A 17,020-nucleotide genomic window follows, 5' to 3' on the forward strand; every position below is an offset into this window, starting at 1 on the left:
GACGAGCCTTTCTCGGCATCGTGGTCGAGCGTGGTCAGCAGAGGGGTCCGGGCGTGATCGGCTCGGTGGAGCGCAGCGAGGGCTCCGGCACCGGCTCCGCGGCGGCGGGGTCGTTGATCACGACGACCGGGCAGGACGCGTGGTGCACGCAGTACAGGCTCACCGAGCCCAGCAGCGTCGCCATCGCCGCGCCGAGGCCCCTCCTGCCGACGACCAGCAAGGAGGCGTGCTCGGAGGCCTTGGTCAGGGCGAACTTCGCCTCCTCGGTGGCCGGGGCGGTGCGGATCTCCGCGGAGGACGTCACCCCGGCGATCGCGTCGTCGAGCACCTTCTGTTGTGCGGCGCGCAACTCCTCGGGCAGCAGCCCGAGCACCATGTCGATCGGCACGGCGCCGACCGCCATGCCGAAGTCCCGGTGCTCGCCGGTGATCGCCTCGACGGCGCAGCCGCGCCGCTCGGCCTCCTCCGCCGCCCACGCCAGCGCCGCCCGGCTCGCCGGGGACCCGTCCACGCCCACCACGATGGGCCGGGGATCGATGTTCGTCATGGTCCGCTCCTCCTGTGCTGGTTCCACCGAGCTTCGCCGTTCGGCTCGGAACCGGGTCAGTGGCGGCGGTCCCGCGTGGCCGGGACCTTCGTCACTGGATGGGCCGGCGCGTTCGCCACTGCCGAGCGGTGCGACCGGGGAGCAGCCTTGAACCAGGAGCTCGGCAACCCCAGGAGGTTCGGCATGACGTCATCCGTGATCGTGGTCGGCGTGGACGGATCACCCGCCAGCAGGACAGCGCTGCGCTGGGCGCTCGGGGAGGCGACCCGCACCGGCGCGTTCGTCGAGGCGACGACGGCCTGGCAGCGCGAACCGGCCGTGGCGACCGGTGGCGGGCCGCCCGTGCGCAAGCACCCGGCGCGGGACCTGCACCAGGTGGTCGAGGAGGTCCGCGCCGAGGTCCCCGGCGCACCTGAGGTGGCCGAGGTGACGGTCGTCGGCGATCCCTCGTCCGTACTGGTCGGCGCGTCGCGGCAGGCGGACCTGCTGGTGGTCGGCACGCGGGGAGGCGGACCGCTGGTCGACCTGGTGATGGGCAGCGTCGCCTCAGACTGCGTGCGGCACTCCGCGTGCCCGGTCGTGGTGATCCCACCCGGCATGGCGCTCTGACGCGAACGGGCCGCGTCCCCTCGCCCAGCAAGGGGGACGCGGCCCGTTCCGGTGCTCTAGGACGTCGGGCGCACCACGGCGAGCGGGCACGGGGCGTGGTAGACCAGAGCCTGGCTGGTGGAACCCAGCAGCATCCCGGTGAACCCGCCGTGTCCACGGCTGCCGACGACGAGGAGCTGCGCGTCCTCGGCCAGCTTCAGCAGTGCGCGGACCGGACGGTCCCGCAGCACGAGGCGGTTCACGCGCACGTCGGGGTACTTCTCCTGCCACCCGGCCATCCGCTGGGCGAGCAGCCTGCGCTCGGCCTCCTCCACCCGCTCCCAGTCGATCGCCAGCCGCGCCTCGTTGTACGGGCTGTCCACCAGGAAGTCGGTCCACGTCATCACCGCCGTCAGCGGCGCACCACGCGTCGACGCGGCCTCGAAGGCGAACCCGATCGCCGCCTCGCTCGCGGGAGACCCGTCCACGCCGACGACCACCGGGGCGTCAGGGCCCGGGTCGCCGCGGACCACCACGACCGGACAGAGGCCGTGAGCCGACAGCCCCACCGCCGTCGAACCGACCAGCAGGCCGGTGAAACCACCGAGCCCCTGCGAGCCCAGCACGACCATCCGGGCCTCGCGGGACTCCTCGACGAGCACCGGCACCACCGCCCCGCTCAACCGCACGGCCTCGACGTCGACGGTCGGCGCGGCGGCGCGCGCGGCCTTCTCCGCCTCGGCGAGCCAGGCCTCAGCCTGGCCTTCCATGGCCTGGCGCGCCTCGTGCGCGCTGATCAGGAGTTCGGGATAGCCCTGAACGGGGATCAGCAGGGCGTGCACCAGGCGCAGCGGCACCCGGTGCCGCGCGCACTCCCGTGCCGCCCACTCCACGGCGTCAAGCGCGGAACTCGACCCGTCGACGCCAGCGACGATGGGTGCGGGTGTTGTGGTCATGACGAGTCCCTTCCGGTGCGGACGGTCGCGGTCGCGACGCCCAGCACTCCTTCTGCCAGCGCGGTGACGACCCGTGCGGACTCGGTGTCGACGAATTCCGCGCTGATGGTCACGGCACCGTCGTGAACGTCCACGGACCACTCGCGCGGTCCGCCGTAGATATCCAGCCTGCGGCGCACGTCCGCGGCGATGGCGGTGTCGGTCCTGGCCAGCGCGCGGACCAGGTCGCGCCGCGTCACCACGCCGACCACCCGCGAGGTCTCGATGATCGGCAGGCACCGCACGCGGTCGTCGAGCATGACCCTGGCGAGCAGTTCCACGGACGACCCCGCTCCCATGCCGAAGGCGGGCGAGGTCATCACCTGCTGGACCGGGGCGCTGGGCGACTCGGACCGGGTGTCGTAGCGGCTGTGCAGCAGGTCGGCCTCCGTCACGATGCCGACCATGCGCTGGTCCGCGTCGACCACGGGCAGCGCGGTGAACCCGTGCGACACCAGCAGGGCCGCCGCTTCGCGGATCGGCACGTCGGGTGTCACGGTCACCGCCGGACGGGTCATGATGTCCTGGGCGCGCATGGTGTTCCTCCTCCTCGGGATTCCACTTCCCAAGCTAGGAGGACGACCTGCCCCGCGACGTGGTCCTTGGTCCCGAGAACGCGGGGTCCGACGGTCATGCCCACGCTTTCTCGGCGTCCTCGACGTCGGCGGTCAGGTCGAGCTTCGGCGGCAGCACGACGACGGGCACGTGGGACTTCCGGACGCAGGCCGAGCTGACCGAGCCGAGCACCACCTTGCGGAGCCGTTCACCGCGGTGTCCCGCGACGACCAGCAGCGCCGCGTCGTGCGCCGCGCGAACCAGTTCGGTGGCGGCGTCACCCTCGGTGGTGACCTGTTCGACCGGGGGCGCCTCCGACCGGCCCGCCACGGCCGTCCGCACCGACTCGGCGAGCGCCTCCACGGCGCTCGCCCGCACCTCTTGAAGGGTCGTCGGCACCCAGTCGGACATCGGCTCGAAGTTCCACACCCGCACGGCGCGCACGGCGCACCCGCGGATCCGTGCCTCGTCCAGCGCCCAGTCCAGCGCGTGCTGCGCCGCCTCGGACCCGTCCACACCGACGACGATCACCTTCTGCTCGTCCATCACCACTCCCGACTCGTCCGAATCCGCTGTGTCGGTTCCAGCCTGGGATCGGACGTGGCCGCGGAACAGGTCCGAAGGTCCACGGCACGGGGACCGGAATACCCTCGCCGCCGCTCGGCCACCGGAGGAGCCTTCGTGGTGGGGGCCGAGAGGAGAATTCCGGTGTCGCACAGAAAAGTCATCGTCGTGGGCGTGGACGGCTCCGCGGCGAGCAAGAGCGCCCTGCGGTGGGCCATCGCACAAGGCGACAACACGGTGGAGGCGGTGGTGGCGGCCGTCCGCGAACCGGCGTTCGTGCCCGCGACGTCGCTGGGCGTCTACCCGTACGCCTACAAGCCCGAAGCAGAACGCCGCCGCCCGGCGGACCGGCAGCTGCACGACGTGGTCACCGAGGTCACGGCCGGGGTACCGGGCGCGCCCGAGGTCGCGGAGATCGTCGTGGCCAGCGACCCGACCGTCGCACTGGTGCAGGCGTCGCGGCGGGCCGACCTGCTGGTGCTCGGCGCCAAGGGGCACAACCGGATCGCGGACGTGTTCCCCGGCAGTGTGACGGCGCACTGCGTGCGGCACGCCGCCTGCCCCGTGGTGGTCATCCCTCCTGCCGCCGTCGACTGATCCCGTCACGCACACCTCCCGGGCACGGGTGCCGACAGTCCCTGGTGTTCGGGGACCTCTGGCACTCAAACACCCGAGCCGGCTGTGCCACGGTCGGGTTCCACCGCGTGGGAGGGAGACCCGGTGACCGAGACGCACCGCATCGAGGTGCACGGCACGGTGCAGGGTGTCGGCTTCCGACCTCACGTCTTCCGGGTCGCCACCACACTGGGCATCCGCGGTGACGTGCGGAACGTCGGCGGCCACGTGGTGATCACCGCGACCGGTTCGCACGAGGTGCTCGCCGACTTCCAGCGGACCGTGCGCGACGACGCGCCCCGACACGCCAGGATCGACGGGATCACCGTCACCGCGTTGCGCGGGAACACCGCGGCGGACCGGTTCGTGGTGCGGGAGAGCGGATTCGGCTCCGGTCCGCGCGACGTGCCGCCGGACCTGGTGTCCTGCGCCGCGTGCGTCGCCGAGCTGTTCGACCCCGACGACCGCCGCTACCGCTACCCCTTCACCAACTGCGCCGAGTGCGGACCGAGGGCGACGATCGTCGAATCGCTGCCCTACGACCGGTCCCGCACCGCGATGCGCGACTTCCCGGTGTGCGACGAGTGCGCGGCGGAGTACCGGGACCCCGACGACCGCCGCTTCCACGCCGAGCCCGTCGCGTGCCCCGACTGCGGCCCGCACCTGCGCTGGCACGACGGCGCGGTCCGCGCGGCCGCACTGACCGCGGCCGTGGAGGTGGTCGCGAGCGGCGGGGTCGTCGCGATCAAGGGGATCGGCGGCTACCAACTGGTGTGCGACGCCGACGACGAGGTCGCCGTGCACCGGCTGAGGACCGTGAAACAGCGTCCCAGCAAGCCCTTCGCGGTCATGGTGGCCGGTCTCGACGACGCCCGGAGGCTGTCGGCGGTGACCTCTGCCGACGAACGGGCGCTCTGCTCCGCGGCGGCGCCGATCGTGCTGCTCCCCCGGCTGCCCGGCGCGCCGCTGTCCGCGGCCGTGGCCCCCGGACTCCCCGAGGTGGGGGTGTTCCTGCCGACCAGCCCGCTGCACCACCTGCTGCTGGCCGACCTGGGGCGACCACTGGTGGTCACCAGCGGGAACGTCGGTGGTGAACCGATCGTGACGTCCGATCGGCGAGCGTTGAGGACGCTGGGACCGCTGGTGGACGGCGTCCTGTCCCACGACCGGGCGATCGTGCTGCGCCACGACGATTCGGTGGTGCGCGCGGGACGGCTGGTGCGCAGGGCGCGGGGCCACGCACCCGGCACGCTGCCGCTGCCTTCCGCGGCACCTGTTCCCCTGCTCGCCCTCGGCGCGCAGCTCAAGCACACCACAGCACTCGCGATCGGCGGTCGCGCCGTGCTGGGCCCCCACACTGGTGATCTGGAGGACGCGGAGACCTACGCCGCGTTCGAGCGCACCGCGGAGGCCCTGTGCCGGTGGTACGACGTCGAACCGGGGTTCTGCGCGCACGACCAGCACCCCGGCTACCTGTCGACCAGGCACGCGGCACGGCACTGGCCGCGGGAACGGCGCGTGCCCGTGCAGCACCACCACGCGCACGTCGCCGCGACGGCCGCGGAGCACGGTGTGCGCGGACGTTTTCTCGGCGTGGCCTACGACGGCCTCGGTTTCGGCGACGACGGGACGCTGTGGGGCGGTGAGGTGCTGCTCGCGACCTACCGGGGGTTCCGGCGGATGGCCCGCTTCGGGCGGGCCCCGCTGCCCGGTGGCGCGGCGGCGGTGCGCCACCCGTCCCGGATGGCGCTGGGCTACCTGTTGGGAGCGGAGGACTTCGGCGCTCCCGCGCCTCCCCTGGACCTCCTGCCCGAGCAGCGCGACCGCGAGATCGTCCGGCGCATGATCGCGCGCCGGGTCAACAGCCCGCTCGCCTCCAGTGCGGGAAGGCTGTTCGACGCGGCGGCGTCGGCGCTGGGGCTGTGCCAGGACAACTCCTACGAGGGCGAGGCGGCGGTGCTGCTGGAGGCCGCCGCGACCGGGCACCCCGACGGGAAGGCACTGGAGTGGGCGCTGCACCGGCGGGACGACCTGTGGGTGTACGACCCGGTGCCGACGTTGGCCGACCTGCTGACGGCGGGTGGCCCGCCGGGGGTGCTGGCCGCCCGCTTCCACACCACGGTCGCCGAGGTCACCGCGGCCTTGGTGGAGAAGGTCTCGGACGCGACGGGTGTGCACACGGTGTGCCTGGGCGGCGGTGTGTTCCAGAACCGGAGGCTCACCGACGCGGTGGTCCGCGGCCTGGACGCACTGGGCTACGAGGTGCACGTGGGCGAACGGGTGCCGGTCAACGACGGCGGCATCGCCTACGGGCAGGCCGCGGTGGCGGCGGCTCGGCTGGCGGGGAGGTGAGGGAACCGTGTGCCTCGGCATCCCCGGACGGATCGTGAGCGTCACCGACGACGGGCTGCGCGTCGGGACGGTGGACTTCGACGGCGTGCGCAGAGCCGTCTGCCTGGCCTACACGCCGGGGGCCGACGTCGACGACTTCGTGATCGTGCACGTCGGGTTCGCCATCAGCGTCGTGGACGAGGACGAGGCCGCGAGGACCCTCGCGGTGCTGCGGGCGATGCCGGACGCGGTCGAATCGGAGCTGGGACCGTGAAGCACCTCGACGAGTACCGCGATCCTGTGCTGGCGGGCAGGCTGCTCGCCGAGCTGCGGGCCACCGCGACCCGGCCGTGGACGGTGATGGAGGTGTGCGGCGGGCAGACGCACACCATCGTCCGCCAGGGCATCGACGAGTTGCTGCCCGCCGGGATGAGGATGGTCCACGGGCCGGGGTGCCCGGTGTGCGTGACACCGCTGGAGACCATCGACAAGGCCCTCGCCATCGCCGCCCGTCCCGGCGTGGTGTTCACCAGCTACGGCGACATGCTGCGGGTGCCGGGCACCTCGGGCGACCTGCTCGGGCTCAAGGCGCGCGGAGCGGACGTGCGGGTGGTGTACACGCCGCTGGACGCGGTGCGCGTCGCGCGGGAGAACCCGGACCGCGAGGTGGTGTTCCTGGCGGTCGGGTTCGAGACGACGGCGCCCGCGAACGCGATGGCCGTGCTGCACGCGGCGAACACCGGGACGGCGAACTTCAGCGTGCTGGTGAGCCACGTGCTGGTGCCGCCCGCGATGACCGCGCTGCTCGACGACCCGGACAACCAGGTGCGGGCCTTCCTCGCCGCGGGCCACGTGTGCGCGGTCATGGGGTGGACCGAGTACGAGCCGATCGCGGCCCGCTACGGCGTGCCGATCGTGGTGACCGGGTTCGAGCCGCTGGACCTGCTGGAGGGCCTGCTGATGGCGGTGCGGCAGCTGGAGGCGGGCCGTTCCGTCGTGGAGAACCAGTACGTCCGCGCGGTGCGCCGCCAGGGCAACACCGCCGCAAGGGACGCGGTCGGGCGGGTGTTCCGGGTGACGGACCGGACGTGGCGGGGCATCGGGCCGATCGCCGCCAGCGGCCTCGCGCTGGCACCCGAGTTCAGCGCTCACGACGCCGAGGCGAGGTTCGACACGGCGGGGGTGGTGACCCGTGAGCCACCGGTGTGCGTCGCGGGCGAGATCCTGCGGGGCACCCGCCTGCCGACCGAGTGCCCCGCCTACGGGCGAGCGTGCACACCCCGAACGCCGCTGGGGGCGCCGATGGTGTCCAGCGAGGGCACCTGTGCGGCCTTCCACAACGCGGGGCGGGGGCTGGTGGCGCGATGACCGGGGAACCGGTGTGCCCCGTGCCCGCGGTGGAGACCGAGCGCGTGCTGCTCGGCCACGGCTCGGGCGGGCAGCTGATGGCCGAACTGCTGGACGAGGTGGTGAACACCGAACTCGGGGTGACGGGCCCGCTCGAGGACGCGGCGGTGGTCGCGGTGGACGGCGCGGAGGTGGTGTTCAGCACGGACGGGTTCGTGGTGACCCCGAGGTTCTTCCCCGGCGGCGACATCGGCTCGCTCGCGGTGCACGGCACCGTCAACGACCTGGCCATGCGCGGCGCGCGGCCGGTCGCGCTGAGCCTGGCCTACCTCGTCGAGGAAGGGCTGCCCCTCGCCGAGCTGCGCGCGGTCACCCGGTCGGTCGCCCGCGCCGCGCACGCCGCGGGCGTCCGGGTCGTCACCGGCGACACGAAGGTCGTCGGCCGCGGCGCCGCCGACGGCCTGTACGTCACGACCACCGGGATCGGCACCCGGCTGCCGAGCGCGCGGCCGTCGGCCGCGAACGGAGTGGCGGGCGACGTGGTGCTGCTGTCCGGTCCGATCGGCCTGCACGGCACCGCGATCCTCAGCGCACGCGAAGGACTCGGCTTCGAGTCGGGGATCGAGTCGGACAGCCGTGCCCTGCACGACCTGGTCGCCGCGATGGTGCGAGCGGGCGGCGGCGACGTGCACGTGCTGCGCGACCCGACGCGCGGCGGCCTGGCGAGCGCGCTGAACGAGGTCGCCACGGCGTCGGGGGTGGCCATCGAGATCGTCGAGTCCGCGCTGCCGGTGCCGAGGCAGGTGGCCGCCGCGTGCGAACTGCTGGGCCTCGATCCCCTGCACGTGGCGAACGAGGGCTGTCTGGTCGCCTTGGTGGCGCCCGCGTCGGCTGGCGCGGTGCTGGACGCGATGCGCGCCTGTCCGGAAGGAGCGCACAGCGTGGTGCTCGGCGAGGTGCGGGAAGGTCCCGCGGGCCGGGTCACCGCACGCACACTGGTCGGGTCGTCCCGCATCGTGGACGTTCTGGTGGGCGAACAGCTCCCCCGGATCTGCTGACGCGGAATGCCTCGGGCCGCGGTGCCCCTTCAGGTCCGGGGCCGCACGTCCGGCGGGCATCGGCGGGTGCCGGTCCTGCGAACCCGCTACCAGGGCGAGGACCACCTGGTAGCGCTCGCCGGGGAGTCCCAGCGGGTCAGGAACGTCCGGGGCCGCCAGGGGCCGAGCCGTCATCCGCCGCCGCCACGCCCGACCCGTCCATCGACGACATCCGGGCGATCGTGGAGCACCACCCCGTGTGTGGCGTCGACCACTCGAGCTGGACCACGCTGACGACAGGGTCACCCAGTCACGCCGACGGTCTTGTCGAGGAACAGCGGCCAGTGGTCGTAGTCGGCGCGTCCGCCACCGGTGGTGCGCGTGTGCCGGGATTCGCCGCGGTGCTCGCATCATCCCCGTTCCGCGCCGGACGCCTGCGCCTCCGGCGCGGTTCGAGTGCGGATCCAGCTGGTGGTCACCGCGATGGCGAGGGTCGCGGCCACCACCGCCAGGGACAGCCCGGTCGGGATCTTGCAGAGGTCGAGCAGCAGCATCTTGACCCCCACCCACACCAGCACGAGCGCGAGGCCGAGCTCGAGGTAGACGAAGCGGTGCATCAGGTCGGCCAGCAGGAAGTACAGGGCGCGCAGGCCGAGGATCGCGAACGCGTTGGAGGTGAACACCAGGAACGCCTGCTGCGTGACGGCGAAGACGGCCGGGATGGAGTCGACCGCGAACACGATGTCGGTGACCTCCACGAGCACCAGCACCGCCAGCAACGGGGTGGCCGCCCAACGCCCCGCCCGCCGGATCACGAACTTGTTGCCGTGGTAGGTGTCGGTGACCGGGACCACGCGGCGGAACAGCTTCAGCACCACGCTGCGGTCGGGGTCGATGGTCTCGTCGCGGTGGAGTGCCATCCGGACACCGGTGGCCACGAGGAACGCGCCGAACACGTACAGGACCCAGGCGAAGCTCGCGATGAGGACGGAGCCCGCGGCGATGAACGCCGCTCGGAACACCAGTGCGCCGAGCACCCCGTAGAACAGCACGCGGTGCTGGTACTCCCGCGGCACGGCGAAGTAGCCGAAGATGATCGCGAAGACGAACACGTTGTCCACGGCCAGCGACTTCTCGATGACGTAGCCCGCGAAGTACTGCGCGGCGAACTCCCCGCCCCACGCCCACCACACGACGGCGCCGAACCCCAGGCCGAACGCGACCCAGACGCCCGACCACACGGCTGCTTCCCGCACACCGACCACGTGCGCCCTGCGGTGGGCGAACAGGTCGATCGCGAGCATCACCAGGATCACGCCGAGCACTGCGGCCCACGCCCACAACGGCACAACCACGACAACGCACCTCCGGTCCACTCGGATGAACCAGAGGTCTCCCCGACCACCACGTCCAGCGGTGGCGTCCGGGACCGGGCAGCCGCACGGGGCTTCCGTAGTGACGATCCCGGATGAGGCGGGTACTCCCCTCCGCACCACCAGAATGACGAACCACGGTTCGTCTGTCAACCCGAGACAGACGAACCGCGGTTCGTCGATGTCACGGCACGCACCGTGGAGGAATGGCCTATGGTCTGCGCCATGAGGCCCACCGATCCCTCCGCCGACCACGACTCCGCCGTGACGCGCGCTGGGACGGCGAGCGGGTCGTGGACGTTCCTGAGCAACCACGGCCACGTCCTGCTGTGCCTGGCCGCGGACCCGCACCAGACACTGTCGACGATCGCCGAGCAGGTGGGCATCACCAGCCGCGGGGTCCAGCTCATCCTGGCCGACCTGATCCGGGACGGCTACGTCGAGCGCACCAAGGTCGGCCGCCGCAACCAATACCGCGTCAACACCGAGGGCCGCCTGCGCCACCCGCTGGAAGCCCACCACAGCATCAGAGACCTCATCACCGCCCTCGGCCCGCCGCGTCGAACGTCCCGCGCCGTCCGGCCGTCACGGGGAACCGCCTGACCGCACACTTGACAGGCGAACCACAGTTCGTCATTCTCGAACGGCGTCGACGACCCCGAGGTCATCGCCGACGCCGTCGACGAACTCATCGAGACCGTGCTGTGCCGCGGCGGCTGGATCGCCGTGCTCCCGCCGGGAGCGCTGCTCGGGGTTGGGACCTCTCCGGGTGGCGACCAGATCCCGCGGTTCCTCGGGGCTCAGGTCCTCGTCGCCCGCGTCGGGGTACCACCGAACACCCGCACGACCACGTTGGTCCCCGCGCTCAACGTCCACACGACTGGACGGGAGATCGTCGACAGGAGATCCAGCGGACGCACGACCAGCAGCGCCCGCCCCTGGGCGTGCTGCATCGCCGGCCGCTTGGGCGCCAATTCCCCGAACACCAGGGTCAGGAGCGTCAGCACGATCGTCACCAACGCCACGGCGACCGCGTTCGCCGCGCCTCCCAGGAAACCCAGCAACGGCACCAGTGGTTGGGCCTGCGACACCGCGGCGGTCGCCGAGGCGAGGAATCCCGCCAGCGCGATGCCGATCTGGATGGTCGCCGGGAAACGGTTCGGGTCGCGGGCAAGCCTCACCAGCGTGGGCGCACCGCGTCCGCCGTCGCGCTCCAACGCCCGCAACTGCCCTTCGCGCAACGAGATCAACGCCATCTCGCCGCCCGCGAACACCGCGTTGGTCAACGCCAGCGCCGCGACCAGCACGATGTCGAAGCCGTACCCGACCGCACCGGTCGATCTTCGGCTACACCGGCCCGCCGGACAGGTCGAGACCGCCGCGGACGAGACGGCGCGGATCACGGCCTCCCCGTCTCGCGCACCACGGCGACCGAGCACGGCGAGCAGTGCACGAACCTCGGCGGCGAACGGCCGCGCGCACGGCTCCGCGGTCGAAGGCCAGTTCACAGCAGGACGCGTTCACCGTCCTCCGGCACGACCGCGGTCCACCCGTGCTTCGCGGAAAGGCGGTACGCCAGCGCCGTCGCCCCCGCGGGCTCGCCGTGCACGAGGTAGGTCGTGGTGGGCGGTGGTCCGGCCGTGGCCCAGTCGACGAGTTCGTCGGCGACGGCGTGTGCGCTGAACGCGTCGATCACCACCACCTCGGCCCGCACCGGGACGTAGCGGCCGTGGATCTTGATCTCCCGTGCGCCGTCGACGAGCCTGCGTGCCCTGGTGCCCGCAGCGGCGTAGCCGACCACGAGCACGGTGTGCTTCTCCTCGGGCAGCACGCGCTCCAGGTGGTGCAGCACCCGCCCGCCGGTGGCCATGCCCGACGCCGAGATGACGATCGACGGCGTGCGCGGCTCGTTGGCCGTCATGGACTGCTGGGCGGTGTGCAGTTCGGCGAGGTGGCCCGGATCGAACGGGTCGGCCGCGCCCACCAGCTCGGGGCGGACCTCGGGCCACGCCGCGTCTACCGCCCGGCGGTAGACGCGCAGCGATGCCAAGGCCATCGGGCTGTCCACCAGGACCGGCACGTCGGGAATGTCGCCTTCGCGGACCAGGCGGGCCAGCTCGACGAGGATCACCTCGGTGCGGTCCACCGCGAACGCCGGGATGAGCACGCTACCGCCGCGGCCGATCGTGCGGCGGATCGTGTCGGCGAACAGGGTGGCCGCGGCCGCATCGTCGTGGGTGCGGTCCTCGTAGGTCGACTCCAGCAGCAGCGCGTCGCACGCGGGCCGGGGCTGCGGTGGCCGGAGCACCCGGTGCACCGGCCGGCCGAGATCGCCGCTCACCACGACATCGCGGCCCGACAGGCCCAGGTGGGCCCACGCCGACCCCAGGATGTGGCCCCCGCGACCGAGTTCCAGCTCGACGCCGTCCGCGATGATCCGGCTCACGTCGAAGTCCACCGGTCGGAACAGCCGGGTGGTGCGCGCGGCGTCGTCCGCGCCGTAGAGGGGCAGGGCGGGGTGGTGCTTGGTCCAGCCGCCCGCGTTGGCCTGTGCGGCGTCCTCCGCCATCAGGTGGGCGCTGTCGGCGAGGACGATCGCCGCGAGGTCCGCCGTGCCGGGGGTGCAGTGGATCGGACCGTGCCAGCCGTTGCGAACCAGCACCGGCAGGTAGCCGCAGTGGTCGAGGTGCGAGTGGGTCAGCACGACGGCGTCGAGTGCGCCCAGGTCCAGTGGCGGCGGCCGCCAGTTGCGCCGCCGCAGCGGGGCGAGCCCCTGGAAGAGACCGCAGTCCACGAGCACCCGCGACCTCCCCGATTCGAGCAGGAACTTGCTGCCGGTCACCGTGCCCGTTCCGCCGAGGAACGTCACCGCGGCCGTTCTCCCGTGATGTGCCATCGCGTCCGTCGTTCCCTTCGATGTCGGCCAGTTCGCCAGATCACCGTGCTCGTGATCTGAGCGCTGCTCCACCAGCGCCGGGCCCCGGTGTGCGGGGACTTCGGTCCCGCCGTGGAGGTTGCGCCCAGCTCTGTCGGGCCGCACCCGCGCGCGCGACCGTGGGGGCAGGTCGGGCGACGCCGCGTCGCGCTGCCGCGTTCCGCACCACACGAGGAGGTCCTCCGCCATGTCCCAGATCTACGCCGAGCACCCGACGACCGTCCCGCGGGAGCTGCTGATCGACCGCTTCGCGCCCCGGTCCGACTTCGCCCTGGCCGGCCACCGGGTCGTGGACGCCGATCCGGAGACGGCGTACCGCGCGGTGCGCGAACTGGACTTCACCGAGGTCCACGGCGCGCTGGTCGACGCGTCGCTGTTGATCCGCGCCATCCCCGAGCGGATGAGGTCGCGCAAGCGCGGTCCGGTGCGCGTCCCGACCAGGATGACGTTGGACGACCTCACCGCGGGGTCCGACTGGGTCGTGCTCGGCGAACGGCCCGGCGAGGAGATCACCTTCGGTGCCGTGGGCCGTTTCTGGCAGCCGGTGGTCGAATGGCGTCCGATCGAGCCGCGCGACTTCACCGACTTCGCCGAACCCGGTTTCGGCAAGATCGTCTGTTCGCTGTCCGTGCTGCCCTACGGCACGAGGCGCTCGCTGGTCACCTACGAGGTGCGCACGATCCTCGACGACCCGCTGTCCTGGGTGGGGTTCCGCAGGTACTGGCGGTTGGTCAGGCCCTTCGTCGGCGCGATCCAGCGCGCCACGCTGCGGACCATCGCCGACACCGCCGAGCACGGCGGACCGCGATGACCCCCGTCGTGCGGACCGAGCGGCTGACCAAGCGGTACGGGCACACCTCCGCGCTGCGCGACCTCGACCTGGAGGTGCGCGAAGGCGAGGTGTTCGGCCTGCTCGGCCCGAACGGCGCGGGCAAGACCACCACGCTGCGGCTGCTGCTCGACCTCATCCGCCCGACTCGTGGCCGGGTGCTGCTCTTCGGCCAGGACCTCGCGTCGCACTCTGTCGGAGCGCGTCGCCGGGTCGGCTACCTGCCGGGGAACCTCGCGCTCTACGACGACCTGACCGGCGTCGAACTGCTCAAGCTGCTGGCCGGGCTGAGGGGGCACCGCGACGTGACCGCCGCGCTGCGGCTCGCCGAGCGGCTCGAACTCGACCTCGGCCGTCGGGCGGGAGAGCTGTCGAAGGGCAACCGGCAGAAGCTCGGCGTGGTGCAGGCATTCCAGCACGAACCGGACCTGCTGGTGCTGGACGAGCCCGCGAGCGGACTGGACCCGTTGGCACAGCGCGAGTTGCACGCCGCCGTCCGCGAGCACGCCGCAGCGGGCGGGACCGTGCTGTTCTCCTCGCACGTGCTGTCGGAGGTCGAACAGGTCGCAGACCGGGTGGGCATCCTGCTCGACGGCAGGCTCGTGGTGGTGGACAGGGTCGACCACCTGAAGGCCACCGCGTTGCGCGCGTTGACGTTCACGTTCGCCGCGCCGGTGGACGCCGAGGTGTTCGAGCGGATCCCCGGTGTGCGGGAGGTGACGTCGAACGGTGCCACCGTCGCCTGCCACGTGGTGGGCGACGTCGGCGACCTGGTCCGCGCGGCCGCCGGTCTGGGCCTGGTGAACGTCACGAGCGCGGAGCCGGACCTGGAGGAGATCTTCCTGGACTACGTGGAGAGGCGGGAATCCCATGTCGCGTGACCTGGTGACCAAGTCGTTGCGGGACAACAGGTCGGGGACGATCGGCTGGGGCGCCGCGCTCGTCGCGAGCGTCGCCCTCCAGATGGCCGTCTACCCCACCGTGAAGCAGGCCGCCGGGGATTTCGAGCAGCTGCTGGCGTCCTACCCCGAGGCGTTCAAGGCCATGTTCGACGTGCAGGGCGCGTTCACGAGTGGCGTCGGCTACATCCGGGCCGAGGTGTTCGGGTTCCTGGCCCCGCTCGTGCTGCTCGGGGTCGTCATCGGTCAGGCCGGGCGGTCCACCGCGGGCGAGGAGCGGGCGGGCACCATGGACCTGCTGGCGGTCAACCCGGTGTCCCGGCGGGAACTGCTGCTGGACAAGGCCCTTGCCGTGCTGGTGGACCTGCTGGTGGTCGCCGCGGCGCTCGCGGCGGTGCTCCTCGCGTCGAACGCGCTGGTCGGTCTGGACGTTCCTCCCGCGGACCTGGTCACCGCGAGCCTGCTCGCCGCGCTGCTCGCCCTGCCGTTCGGCGCGCTGGCCCTGCTCGTCGGTGCGCTCACCGGCCGCCGAGGACTCGCCGTCGCGATCCCGATCGGTGCGGCGGTGGCGGCGTTCCTCCTGCAGACGCTGGCCGAACTCGCGGACTGGCTGCGGCCGTGGCGGGTGCTGTCGCCGTTCCACCACGCCGCGGTGGGTGACGCGCTGTCCGGGAACGCGAACGGGGTGGGCGCGGTCGTGCTGCTGTGCGCGACCGCGGTCCTGCTCGTGCTCGCCGTGCTCGCGTTCGAGCGCCGCGACCTCGCCTCACCGTGACGAACCGGGCCCAACGCCGCCACTCCGAGGACGTTGGGCCCTTCACCCTCCCGTCCGCGACGACGACGCTGGAGCTGTCGGGAAAGGAGGTGGAGACGATGAGGTTCACCTGGAAGGACACCCTGGCCGCGGTGCTCGTCGCGGCGGTCGTGGTTCCCTACTTCGGTTACCTGATCAGGGGCGACATGCCCTTCATCCAGGATCCCCGTGGCATGGCCGCCACCGGCATCGTGCTCGGCGCCGCGGCAGCTCTGCTGACCGGGCGGACCGCGTTGGCACGCGGGACGTTCGTGAGGGTTGCGCTGGTGCTCGGCATCGCCGCGCTCGGAACGGGCATCGCCGCGCTGTGGACGGAGGACGAGGTACTGCTGGCGACGTTCATCGGGTTGATGGTCGCCACGTGGGCGCTCGGAACGCTGATCCACACGAAGGTGCTGCCCGCGGGTCGTCACATGGGCACGACGGCCGATCACACCTGACGAACCACGTGGCCGTGGCCGCGCACCCGCGCGACCACGGCCGCGCTACGCCCGCAACCGCCTGCCGACCGCCTTCAGGTAGACCCCGACGGGCATCGCGGCGAACAGGCGGCTCTCCTGCGCGAACGAACTGCGCTCGTCGAGGAAGCGCAGCGCCGGTTCCGCCGAGGAACCCCGGAACAGCGCGGCGAACGCCCGCTCCAGTTCCCCCGGCTCGCGGGTGACCACGTCGAGCAGAGCGGCGTCGAACAGCCGGTGCCTCGCGCTCTCGCCGGGCAGGTCGAACGGGTGGCCGTGCTCGACCAGCGACCGGACGACGGCGGCGCTGTCGCGCTGCGCCCGCTGGTAGGAGTAGCCGGTGCTCGCCTTGATCATGCCCGCCGGTGCGCCGATGGTCAGCACGTCACCGCGGCGACGCGACGCCGTGCCCGCCGACAGCGGCAGGACGGCCCCTTCCTCGTGCAGCACCGCGCACGGGCCCGCGCCGAGCACGTCGTCGAGGTAGTCCGCCAGCGCGGCGCGCTGGGTGTCGACGCCGGGAAGCGGCCCGTGCGGCGGCGCGAAAGCGGTGTGCTCGACGAGTGCCTCGGTCGCCGAGAACGGCAGCACGTAGACGAAAGCGGCACAACCGGCCTGGCTCGTGCGGAAGTCGAACAGCGTCGGCGTCCGCGGGTCGAACACCGGCCGCTCGGTGCGGACCCGTCGGCCCCGGAACACCAGGCGCGCGTCCACCGGGGGCGGGTCCGGCGGGCCGAGCACGCTGTCGAACACCCAGCGCGCCTCGACCAACTCACCGTCGACCACCACACCGGTCCGACCGGCGTGCTCGACGACCTCGTCCACGTGACCGTGGCGGAAGTCGAAGTGCGTCAGCGGTTCCGCGAGCCCGCGGACCACGCGCGCCAGGTCGGTGCCCCGCACCACGAGGTACCGGTAGCGGCCGAGCGGGAGGGTGCGGGTGCGGCCGTCGGCGTGCACCCGGACGCGGTAGAACCTGCTCGACACCGCGGCGTCGAGCAGGCCGGGCCGGTCGGCCCACGAGGACCAGGCGACGGTGTCGAGCGGACGGCGGCCGTCGTCGACGACCACCACCCGCCCGTGCCACCGGGGTTCGAGGGCGAGGTGGCCCGCGAGCGCCAGCCCGCTCAGGC

19 protein-coding genes are annotated in these 17,020 nt (G+C 72.6%); 11 read left to right on the forward strand and 8 right to left on the reverse strand.

The window, feature by feature from the left end; all coding sequences use genetic code 11:
• Positions 1 to 34: 34 nt before the first annotated feature.
• A complete protein-coding gene (locus tag AC156L_RS22655) occupies positions 35 to 547 on the reverse strand; it encodes a universal stress protein (RefSeq protein WP_330880216.1) in 513 nt (170 codons plus the stop codon).
• Positions 548 to 730: 183 nt separating this feature from the next.
• Between AC156L_RS22655 and AC156L_RS22660 the strand changes: the two genes are divergently transcribed.
• Positions 731 to 1,156, forward strand: a complete 426-nt coding sequence (locus AC156L_RS22660; RefSeq protein ID WP_330880218.1) for a universal stress protein — start codon at positions 731 to 733, stop codon at positions 1,154 to 1,156.
• 56 nt (positions 1,157 to 1,212) lie between these two features.
• Here AC156L_RS22660 and AC156L_RS22665 read toward each other — a convergent pair whose 3' ends face one another.
• The 3 genes from AC156L_RS22665 to AC156L_RS22675 all read right to left on the reverse strand — a co-directional run bounded on the left by AC156L_RS22665 (position 1,213) and on the right by AC156L_RS22675 (position 3,231).
• A complete protein-coding gene (locus AC156L_RS22665; protein ID WP_330880220.1) occupies positions 1,213 to 2,091 on the reverse strand; it encodes a universal stress protein in 879 nt (292 codons plus the stop codon).
• Positions 2,088 to 2,666, reverse strand: a complete 579-nt coding sequence (locus AC156L_RS22670; protein WP_330880222.1) for a CBS domain-containing protein — start codon at positions 2,664 to 2,666, stop codon at positions 2,088 to 2,090. Before AC156L_RS22670 ends, AC156L_RS22665 begins: the two co-directional genes overlap by 4 nt.
• Positions 2,667 to 2,760: 94 nt before the next feature.
• Positions 2,761 to 3,231 (reverse strand): universal stress protein, encoded by a 471-nt coding sequence (locus tag AC156L_RS22675; RefSeq protein WP_330880224.1) that lies wholly within the window; start codon positions 3,229 to 3,231, stop codon positions 2,761 to 2,763.
• A 162-nt stretch (positions 3,232 to 3,393) separates the two neighbouring features.
• On the opposite strand from AC156L_RS22675, the gene AC156L_RS22680 reads away from it, so the two are divergent.
• From AC156L_RS22680 to hypE, 5 genes are all read left to right on the forward strand, one after another.
• On the forward strand, positions 3,394 to 3,846 hold the full coding sequence (locus tag AC156L_RS22680; RefSeq protein ID WP_330880226.1) for a universal stress protein: 453 nt from the start codon (positions 3,394 to 3,396) through the stop codon (positions 3,844 to 3,846).
• Between the two features lie 123 nt (positions 3,847 to 3,969).
• Positions 3,970 to 6,216, forward strand: a complete 2,247-nt coding sequence (gene hypF, locus AC156L_RS22685) for a carbamoyltransferase HypF (protein WP_330880228.1) — start codon at positions 3,970 to 3,972, stop codon at positions 6,214 to 6,216.
• A 7-nt stretch (positions 6,217 to 6,223) separates the two neighbouring features.
• Positions 6,224 to 6,469 carry a HypC/HybG/HupF family hydrogenase formation chaperone gene (locus tag AC156L_RS22690; protein ID WP_330880230.1) on the forward strand — a complete coding sequence of 82 codons (246 nt, stop codon included), beginning with the start codon at positions 6,224 to 6,226 and terminating at the stop codon, positions 6,467 to 6,469.
• On the forward strand, positions 6,466 to 7,563 hold the full coding sequence (gene hypD / locus AC156L_RS22695; protein ID WP_484407239.1) for a hydrogenase formation protein HypD: 1,098 nt from the start codon (positions 6,466 to 6,468) through the stop codon (positions 7,561 to 7,563). Before AC156L_RS22690 ends, hypD begins: the two co-directional genes overlap by 4 nt.
• Positions 7,560 to 8,600, forward strand: a complete 1,041-nt coding sequence (hypE, locus tag AC156L_RS22700) for a hydrogenase expression/formation protein HypE (protein ID WP_330880234.1) — start codon at positions 7,560 to 7,562, stop codon at positions 8,598 to 8,600. The genes hypD and hypE overlap by 4 nt, the downstream gene beginning before the upstream one ends.
• Positions 8,601 to 8,989: 389 nt before the next feature.
• Here hypE and AC156L_RS22705 read toward each other — a convergent pair whose 3' ends face one another.
• A complete protein-coding gene (locus AC156L_RS22705; protein ID WP_330880236.1) occupies positions 8,990 to 9,934 on the reverse strand; it encodes a TerC family protein in 945 nt (314 codons plus the stop codon).
• A 243-nt stretch (positions 9,935 to 10,177) separates the two neighbouring features.
• Here AC156L_RS22705 and AC156L_RS22710 point away from each other — a divergent pair, with 243 nt between their 5' ends.
• The gene (locus tag AC156L_RS22710; protein ID WP_330880238.1) at positions 10,178 to 10,555 is read left to right on the forward strand and encodes a helix-turn-helix transcriptional regulator; all 378 of its coding nucleotides are present in this window, start codon (positions 10,178 to 10,180) and stop codon (positions 10,553 to 10,555) included.
• Between the two features lie 197 nt (positions 10,556 to 10,752).
• Here AC156L_RS22710 and AC156L_RS22715 read toward each other — a convergent pair whose 3' ends face one another.
• Together AC156L_RS22715 and AC156L_RS22720 are read right to left on the reverse strand one after the other, a co-directional pair.
• On the reverse strand, positions 10,753 to 11,355 hold the full coding sequence (locus AC156L_RS22715) for a DUF21 domain-containing protein (RefSeq protein ID WP_330880240.1): 603 nt from the start codon (positions 11,353 to 11,355) through the stop codon (positions 10,753 to 10,755).
• A 101-nt stretch (positions 11,356 to 11,456) separates the two neighbouring features.
• Positions 11,457 to 12,821 carry an MBL fold metallo-hydrolase gene (locus AC156L_RS22720; protein ID WP_330880243.1) on the reverse strand — a complete coding sequence of 455 codons (1,365 nt, stop codon included), beginning with the start codon at positions 12,819 to 12,821 and terminating at the stop codon, positions 11,457 to 11,459.
• A 253-nt stretch (positions 12,822 to 13,074) separates the two neighbouring features.
• On the opposite strand from AC156L_RS22720, the gene AC156L_RS22725 reads away from it, so the two are divergent.
• The 4 genes from AC156L_RS22725 to AC156L_RS22740 all read left to right on the forward strand — a co-directional run bounded on the left by AC156L_RS22725 (position 13,075) and on the right by AC156L_RS22740 (position 15,869).
• Positions 13,075 to 13,698 (forward strand): hypothetical protein, encoded by a 624-nt coding sequence (locus AC156L_RS22725; RefSeq protein WP_330880245.1) that lies wholly within the window; start codon positions 13,075 to 13,077, stop codon positions 13,696 to 13,698.
• On the forward strand, positions 13,695 to 14,597 hold the full coding sequence (locus AC156L_RS22730) for an ABC transporter ATP-binding protein (protein ID WP_330880247.1): 903 nt from the start codon (positions 13,695 to 13,697) through the stop codon (positions 14,595 to 14,597). The genes AC156L_RS22725 and AC156L_RS22730 overlap by 4 nt, the downstream gene beginning before the upstream one ends.
• Positions 14,587 to 15,390: an ABC transporter permease subunit gene (locus tag AC156L_RS22735; protein WP_330880249.1), complete on the forward strand. Its 804-nt coding sequence runs from the start codon at positions 14,587 to 14,589 to the stop codon at positions 15,388 to 15,390. Before AC156L_RS22730 ends, AC156L_RS22735 begins: the two co-directional genes overlap by 11 nt.
• A 98-nt stretch (positions 15,391 to 15,488) precedes the next feature.
• Positions 15,489 to 15,869, forward strand: a complete 381-nt coding sequence (locus AC156L_RS22740) for a hypothetical protein (protein WP_330880251.1) — start codon at positions 15,489 to 15,491, stop codon at positions 15,867 to 15,869.
• Positions 15,870 to 15,914: 45 nt separating this feature from the next.
• On the opposite strand, the gene AC156L_RS22745 is transcribed toward AC156L_RS22740, so the two are convergent.
• A partial coding sequence (locus AC156L_RS22745; RefSeq protein WP_484407241.1) for a lycopene cyclase family protein occupies positions 15,915 to 17,020 on the reverse strand: 1,106 nt, incomplete at its 5' end.

This window comes from Umezawaea sp., from assembly GCF_057122925.1.

Coding starts and splice junctions, on each gene's coding strand:
- AC156L_RS22740 (WP_330880251.1), top strand. CDS start 15,489: ATGAGGTTCACCTGGAAGGACACCCTGGCCGCGGTGCTCGTCGCGGCG.
- AC156L_RS22660 (WP_330880218.1), top strand. CDS start 731: ATGACGTCATCCGTGATCGTGGTCGGCGTGGACGGATCACCCGCCAGC.
- AC156L_RS22675 (WP_330880224.1), bottom strand. CDS start 3,231: ATGGACGAGCAGAAGGTGATCGTCGTCGGTGTGGACGGGTCCGAGGCG.
- AC156L_RS22725 (WP_330880245.1), top strand. CDS start 13,075: ATGTCCCAGATCTACGCCGAGCACCCGACGACCGTCCCGCGGGAGCTG.
- AC156L_RS22730 (WP_330880247.1), top strand. CDS start 13,695: ATGACCCCCGTCGTGCGGACCGAGCGGCTGACCAAGCGGTACGGGCAC.
- AC156L_RS22735 (WP_330880249.1), top strand. CDS start 14,587: ATGTCGCGTGACCTGGTGACCAAGTCGTTGCGGGACAACAGGTCGGGG.
- AC156L_RS22655 (WP_330880216.1), bottom strand. CDS start 547: ATGACGAACATCGATCCCCGGCCCATCGTGGTGGGCGTGGACGGGTCC.
- AC156L_RS22665 (WP_330880220.1), bottom strand. CDS start 2,091: ATGACCACAACACCCGCACCCATCGTCGCTGGCGTCGACGGGTCGAGT.
- AC156L_RS22670 (WP_330880222.1), bottom strand. CDS start 2,666: ATGCGCGCCCAGGACATCATGACCCGTCCGGCGGTGACCGTGACACCC.
- AC156L_RS22710 (WP_330880238.1), top strand. CDS start 10,178: ATGAGGCCCACCGATCCCTCCGCCGACCACGACTCCGCCGTGACGCGC.
- hypE (WP_330880234.1), top strand. CDS start 7,560: ATGACCGGGGAACCGGTGTGCCCCGTGCCCGCGGTGGAGACCGAGCGC.